Below are 1,210 nucleotides of genomic sequence, written 5' to 3' on the forward strand. Positions count from 1 at the left end.
GATGCCGGGCACGCCCGGACCGCTGAACGCGATCACCGACATTCCCGGCGTCACGGTCGGGCACACGACCCTGATCGGCGAGGCGCCGAACGGCGCGGCGATCCGCACCGGCGTGACTGTCCTGCTGCCCCGGCCGAAGCCCGACCTGCTGCACCCGGTCTGGGCCGGCGCGTTTTCCATGAACGGCAATGGCGAATTGACCGGCTGCCACTGGATCCGCGAGGCTGGCTGTCTGACCGGGCCGATCGCCATCACCAACACCTGTTCGCTGGGCATCGCGCACCATGCCATCGTGCGCTGGCTGGCGCGGCGCTTCCCCGACATGGTGGGCGAGAGTTTCTGGCCGCTGCCGGTGGTGGGCGAGACATTCGACGGCTGGCTGAACGACATCGCCGGCCAGCACGTGACCGAAGACCACGTGCTGGCCGCGATCGACGGCGCCTCCGGCGGCCCGGTGGCCGAGGGCAATGTCGGCGGCGGCACCGGCATGATCGCCTATGAATTCAAGGGCGGCAGCGGCACCGCGTCGCGCCTGGTGTCGACGCGGATCGGCACCTACACGCTGGGCGCGCTGGTGCAGGCCAATCACGGCCGCCGCCCCTGGCTGACCGTCTGCGGGGCGCCGGTCGGTCCCGCCATGCCGGAACACACGCTGTTTCCCTCCGAGCGCGGTTCGCTCATCGCCATCATCGCGACCGACGCCCCCCTGCTGCCCGTGCAGTTGCAGCGTATCGCCCGGCGCATCGCGATCGGCATGGGGCGCGGGGGCACGCCCTCGGGCAACAATTCGGGCGATATCTTCCTGGCCTTCTCCACCGCCAACGACCAGGGCGCACTGCCCGAGCCGCCGCGCCTGCGTCTCGAGGCCGTCAGCAATGACGACATGGACGCCCTGTTCCTGGCGACGGTCGAAGCGGTGGACGAAGCCATCCTCAACGCCATGCTGGGGGCCGAGACCATGACCGGCAAGGCCGGCCGCGTCGTGCACGCCATCGACCCCGCGCGCCTGCGGGCGCTGGTCCCGGGTGCCCGGTAGGACCCGCCGGACGAAAGACGAAGACGAAAGACGAACAGGCACGATACGCGCAAGGAGCATGCTTGATGCCGGACGCCGAGACGTTGGATCGCCCGCCCTTCGATGCCGGGTCGCCGCAGGCCGTACCCGCCGGTCATCCGGCCCCCGGACACTCGGCCCCCGGACACCCGGCAC

1 protein-coding gene is annotated in these 1,210 nt (G+C 70.8%); it reads left to right on the top strand.

The window, feature by feature from the left end; translation table 11 throughout:
- Position 1: 1 nt before the first annotated feature.
- A complete protein-coding gene (locus tag HUK84_RS19095) occupies positions 2-1,036 on the top strand; it encodes a DmpA family aminopeptidase (protein WP_176641627.1) in 1,035 nt (344 codons plus the stop codon).
- Positions 1,037-1,210 lie beyond the last annotated feature (174 nt).

It is taken from the genome of Nguyenibacter vanlangensis (genome assembly GCF_013376155.1).
GTDB lineage: Bacteria > Pseudomonadota > Alphaproteobacteria > Acetobacterales > Acetobacteraceae > Gluconacetobacter > Gluconacetobacter vanlangensis.

Excerpts from the sequence above, each read along its gene's own strand:
- HUK84_RS19095 (WP_176641627.1), top strand. The coding sequence starts at position 2 with ATGCCGGGCACGCCCGGACCGCTGAACGCGATCACCGACATTCCCGGC.